This is a genomic window from Caballeronia sp., from assembly GCF_049581465.1.
Lineage (GTDB): Bacteria > Pseudomonadota > Gammaproteobacteria > Burkholderiales > Burkholderiaceae > Caballeronia.
Window position 1 is genome coordinate 1 of sequence record NZ_JBAUSA010000172.1, and the last position, 5,706, is coordinate 5,706.

Consider the following 5,706-nt stretch of genomic DNA (forward strand, 5'->3'; position numbering starts at 1 on the left):
TACCGGTGCTGGCGCGACGACGGGTGCCGGAGCCGGCGCTACTTCCGGCTTGACGCCGAAAAGGTTCTTCAGCCAGCCGATAAATCCGCCGGCTCCCGACGACGCGGCAGACGCTGCCACCGGTGCAGCCTGCAGCGGAGCCACGACCTTCACCGGCGCGCTAGGCGCAGGAGAAGCCGGCGTGATGCCCTTGACCATGGCCTCCTGCTTCGGCTTCACATCCTCCACGCGCTTGCTGTAACCCGATTCGGTTTCCAGTTCGTGCGCCGCTTCCTCGGCCATCTTCCACGATGCGCGCGGCTCGTCGAGACGCGTATCGTCGTGACGCAGTCGTTCCAGCTTGTAATGCGGCGTTTCGAGGTGCTTGTTCGGGATCAACACGACGTTGACCTTGAAGCGCGACTCGATCTTGTTAATCTCCGAGCGCTTTTCGTTCAGCAGGAAAGCGGTCACTTCGACCGGCACCTGGCAATGGATCGCCGCGGTGTTTTCCTTCATCGCCTCTTCCTGAATGATCCGCAGCACTTGCAGCGCGGACGATTCGGTGTCGCGAATGTGGCCCGTGCCGTTACAGCGCGGGCAGGTCACATGACTGCCTTCGGAGAGCGCCGGGCGCAGCCGCTGACGCGACAGTTCCATCAGGCCGAAGCGCGAAATCTTGCCCATCTGGACGCGCGCACGGTCGTGCTTGAGCGCGTCCTTGAGACGCTGCTCGACTTCGCGCTGGCTCTTGGCCGATTCCATGTCGATGAAATCGATCACGATCAGGCCGCCAAGGTCGCGCAGGCGCAACTGGCGCGCGACTTCGTCGGCGGCTTCCAGGTTCGTGCGCGTGGCCGTTTCCTCGATATCCGCGCCCTTGGTCGAGCGGGCCGAGTTCACGTCGATTGCCACCAGTGCTTCCGTGTGATCGATCACGATCGCGCCGCCCGAGGGCAACGGCACCGTGCGCGAATACGCGGTTTCGATCTGGTGTTCGATCTGGAAACGCGAGAAGAGGGGAACGTCGTCGTGATACCGCTTCACCTTCGAGAGGTTGTCGGGCATCACGATGTCCATGAAGGCGCTAGCCTGGTCATGGATTTCGGTGGTATCGATGAGAATTTCGCCGATATCCGGCTGGAAGTAATCGCGAATCGCGCGAATCACGAGGCTGGATTCGAGATAAATCAGCATCGGCTTACCAGCGATACCGCTCTGCGACGCCGCTTCCACCGCGCGCCACAGTTGCATCAGGTAGTTCAGGTCCCACTGCAGCTCTTCCGCCGAACGGCCGATCCCCGCCGTCCGCGCGATGATGCTCATGCCTTCGGGCAACTCGAGTTGCCCCATGGTCTCGCGCAATTCCTGGCGCTCGTCGCCTTCAATCCGGCGCGATACACCGCCGCCGCGCGGATTATTCGGCATCAGGACGAGGTAGCGTCCGGCAAGCGAAATGAACGTGGTCAGCGCCGCGCCCTTGTTGCCGCGTTCTTCCTTCTCGACCTGAACGATCAGTTCCTGGCCTTCGCGCAATGCGTCCTGGATGCGCGCGGAGCGCATCTCGACGCCGTCCTTGAAATACTGGCGGGCGACTTCCTTGAACGGCAGGAAACCGTGGCGGTCCTCGCCGTAGTTGACGAAACAGGCTTCGAGCGACGGCTCGATGCGGGTAACGACTCCCTTGTAGATATTGCCTTTGCGCTGTTCGCGCCCGGCGGTTTCGATGTCGATGTCGATGAGTTTTTGCCCATCGACGATGGCGACGCGCAATTCTTCTTGCTGCGTCGCATTAAACAGCATGCGTTTCATTGAACGGCTCCAGAGCGGCTCTGCTGGCCCCCATCGAGCGAATTCACGCGGTTGTCAGTCGCGTAAAGCAGGAGGGCGGGCACGCCGCGCTTTATTGTGTGTTGTCACAAAGCACGCTGGAGCGGGACATCTGGCGGGGAGAATTGCCTGAAATGGATCTTGCCACCGGCGTGCGACGAAACGCGTCGCGACGGGCGGACAAGCCCTGGGCACCTGCGAACAGACTTCGACACGCCGTGAAACGATGGCTGACGGCTTAAGCGGCACAGCACTGCGGCACGAGTCAATTAATCGACTTCAATCAATCGACTCGGGGAGCCGGCAGCACAGCCAGCGGCAGCCGGTTGCGTCTGTTGCGGCCACGAACGGGCAGCGGGTTTTCGCGCGATGCGCAAAGCCAACCGAGCAACCTCGTTCAAAGCCACGACAGGCCGCCGTCGCGGTTTCTCGGGCGCTTCAAGCGCTTGGAAAAACCGCGTTGGGTGTCTCGTCTTGTTGCGACGCCTGCCACGCTTCGCCCGTTTCAGCGCAGCTTGCAGCAGACAATCGTTTTTTCGCATCGGCCAAGTGACGATATTCCGCGTGAGCCCAAATATCCGCCCGATATCTTCTGGATACCTGCCTGATACATGAGCTGAATACGGATAGAGCCCGATTTAAATCCGGAACTCCGTCGTCTCTCGCCGATAAAATTCTGATCTACCAAATATCCGTTACCGTGCGGCGATCGACTCGACCGAACGCGCCTTTGGGCACCGTCCCTGCCGTGCGATATCGCCTTGCGTGCAACTCGTTACTCCATTTTCCGGGTGAGCAACTGGCCCTGGGCGCAAGTAAAATAACCGTTTAAGGCTTGCACCTGTACAGTCTGACAACTTCGGGCCACCTTGGTGGCTTTTTCACAGACTGCTGGCAAATTATATTCAGAATGAATGAGTTAGGCAAAACATCCCATAAAAAGGTCGCAAGCGAACAGGTCTCGATGCTTGAGATCGACGAAAATGCGGCGGGCCAGCGCATTGACAATTTTCTACTGCGCGTCTGTAAAGGCGTGCCGAAAAGTCACATTTACCGGATTTTACGCAGCGGCGAGGTGCGCGTGAATAAGGGCCGTATCGACGCCGCGTACCGGCTCGAACTCGGCGATCTGGTCCGTGTGCCGCCCATTCGCACGGCCCAACATGATGAAACGCCGGTTTCATCGAACGCGCCCGCCGCCGAATTTCCCATTCTGTTTGAAGACGACCATCTGATTGTCATCGACAAACCGGCCGGCGTTGCGGTCCATGGCGGCAGCGGCGTGGCGTTCGGCGTGATCGAGCAATTGCGCAATGCGCGCCCGCAAGCGAAATTCCTTGAGCTGGTGCATCGGCTGGATCGGGAGACTTCCGGCGTCCTGATGCTCGCGAAGAAGCGTTCGGCGCTGCTTAATCTGCACGAGCAAATGCGCGAGAACAAGATCGACAAGCGCTATCAGGCCGTCGGTCATGGCGATTGGCTGGCAGGTTGGGGGCGTCGGCGCATCGTGAAGGAGCCGCTTCACAAATTCCTGACGCCCGAGGGCGAGCGCCGCGTTCGTGTTCAGGATGACGGGCTCGCCTCGCATACGGTCTTGAATCTTATCGAGCGCTTCGATGAATACGCGTGGGTCGAGGTTGAGCTGAAAACGGGCCGCACGCACCAGATTCGCGTCCATATGGCGCATATCGGCATGCCGATTGCCGGCGACACTAAATATGGCGACTTTGCGCTGAACAAGGCGTTGGCTCGTGGCGATGCCAATCCGTCGCTCAAGCGCATGTTCTTGCACGCATTCCGGCTAAAACTCGTTCATCCGGGGACCGGCGAAACGCTTCAGGTGGAAGCGCCGTTGCCCGTCGAATGCCGGGGTTTCATCGAACAACTCAAAAATTCTTCTAGAGAGACACTTTAAATGGCCCGTCAGCAATTCGATCTGATTGTGTTCGACTGGGACGGCACTTTGATGGATTCCACCGCGCACATTACGCGCAGCATTCAGGCGTCGTGCCGGGATCTGGGGCTCCCCGTTCCCGGCGATGAAGCAGCAAGCTACGTGATTGGGCTCGGCTTGCGGGATGCATTGCAGATCGCCGCGCCCACCCTGGACCCGGCCGACTACCCCAAGCTCGCTGAGCGCTATCGGTTTCACTATCTGATCAAGGGCGAGACGACTGAGCTTTTCGGCGGCGTGCGCGCCATGCTTGAAAACCTTCGCGATGAAGGCTATCTGCTGGCGGTCGCGACCGGTAAAAGCCGCGTGGGACTTAATCGGGCGCTGGACGAGTCGCGACTGACCAGTCTTTTCGATGGCACTCGCTGTGCCGATCAGACCTTCTCCAAGCCGCATCCGGCCATGTTGCACGAACTGACGCGCGAACTGGGTCAGGATCTGAACCGCACGGTGATGGTCGGCGATACCACGCACGATCTGCAAATGGCGAAGAACGCGGGTGTGGCGGGCATCGGCGTGACCTATGGTGCGCATCCGGCCAAGTCGCTGCATGCGCTGGAACCGATTTTCGTGGCCGAAAACGTGGCCGCACTCGACCAGTGGCTGCGGGAGAACGCATGACAGCAACGTCCTGTGAGCCGGTGCGAATCTGTTCATCGGAAGAATTGATTGACGGCGGTGACGGAATCCGCCGCAAAGCCGCCGACAAAAGCGGTGAAGCGAGCGTGTTCTTTGTCCGCTATGACGGCAAGCCGTTTGGCTATCTGAACCGCTGCGCCCACGTGCCCATGGAGCTGGACTGGTCGGAAGGGAAGTTCTTCGAGAGCTCCGGTTTATACTTGATGTGCGCTACGCACGGCGCGATTTACGAGCCGGACACGGGTAGGTGTGTTGGCGGCCCGTGTCGCGGCGCGCGTTTGCGGAAGATCGAAGTGACAGAGCGGGATACGCCGGACGGACCAGCAGTTTTCTGGCTTCCCGACGGCGATCTTCGTCCTGCATGACTTCCTTGCTCATTTTTTAATCAGTCAACCAGGCGACGCATGTCCGACCAATTTCCCGCCGATCCCGAAGGTAAAGCGCGCTCAATGCCCGTTGGCGACAACTGGGAGCGCGCGGCGCTCGAACGCATTGCACTCGCGGCGATCACCGAACAGCGCGCCGCACGCCGCTGGCGCATCTTTTTCCGCTTTGTGTTCCTCGCGTTGCTCGCGGCAGTGGCCTGGGGCGTGTACGCCTTTACCAGCGACAAGGTGTTGAAGTCCGAACGGCATACCGCGTTGGTGGAACTCGACGGAGAGATCTCGTCGAGCGGTGACGCCAGCGCGGACAACGTGAACGCGGCGCTCGACAGCGCGTTCGAGGACGACGGCACGGCCGCGGTGATTCTCCGCTGCAATAGCCCGGGCGGGAGTCCGGTGCAGGCTGGGATCATCAATCGCGAGATCACACGCTTGCGGGGAAAATATCCGTCGAAGCCGCTTTACGTCGTCGTCGATGACATGTGCGCGTCCGGCGGTTACTACGCTGCGGCGGCGGCTGACAAAATTTACGTCGACAAGGCGAGTATTGTCGGCTCGATTGGGGTGTTGATGGACGGATTCGGCTTCACGGGCTTGATGGACAAGCTGGGTGTGGAGCGCCGGTTGCATACGTCGGGTGTGAACAAGGGTTCGTTTGATCCGTTCTCGCCTGAGACGCCGAGCATGAACGCTCATGCGCAGGAAATGCTCGATCAGATTCACCAGCAATTTATCGATGCCGTCAAACAAGGCCGGGGCAAGAGGCTGAAGGACTCGCCGGACATTTTCTCGGGCGAATTCTGGACGGGCGAAAAGAGCGTTGAACTGGGTCTTGCCGATGGTTTCGGCGACGCGGACTATGTGGCGCGCGAAATCGTCAAGCAGCCTGATATTGTCGATTACACGCAGAAGGAGAGCATT

Annotated in this window: 5 protein-coding genes; 4 read left to right on the forward strand and 1 reads right to left on the reverse strand. The window is 59.8% G+C overall.

The window, feature by feature from the left end; genetic code table 11:
• A partial coding sequence (locus WCA53_RS04355; RefSeq protein WP_423905911.1) for an Rne/Rng family ribonuclease occupies positions 1–1,791 on the reverse strand: 1,791 nt, incomplete at its 3' end.
• 928 nt (positions 1,792–2,719) lie between these two features.
• Between WCA53_RS04355 and WCA53_RS04360 the strand changes: the two genes are divergently transcribed.
• The 4 genes from WCA53_RS04360 to WCA53_RS04375 all read left to right on the forward strand — a co-directional run.
• The gene (locus WCA53_RS04360) at positions 2,720–3,724 is read left to right on the forward strand and encodes an RluA family pseudouridine synthase (protein ID WP_423905914.1); all 1,005 of its coding nucleotides are present in this window, start codon (positions 2,720–2,722) and stop codon (positions 3,722–3,724) included.
• The gene (locus tag WCA53_RS04365) at positions 3,725–4,384 is read left to right on the forward strand and encodes an HAD-IA family hydrolase (RefSeq protein ID WP_423905917.1); all 660 of its coding nucleotides are present in this window, start codon (positions 3,725–3,727) and stop codon (positions 4,382–4,384) included.
• Positions 4,381–4,767, forward strand: a complete 387-nt coding sequence (locus WCA53_RS04370) for a Rieske (2Fe-2S) protein (RefSeq protein ID WP_423905922.1) — start codon at positions 4,381–4,383, stop codon at positions 4,765–4,767. The genes WCA53_RS04365 and WCA53_RS04370 overlap by 4 nt, the downstream gene beginning before the upstream one ends.
• Before the next feature lie 39 nt (positions 4,768–4,806).
• A partial coding sequence (locus tag WCA53_RS04375) for a S49 family peptidase (protein ID WP_423905926.1) occupies positions 4,807–5,706 on the forward strand: 900 nt, incomplete at its 3' end.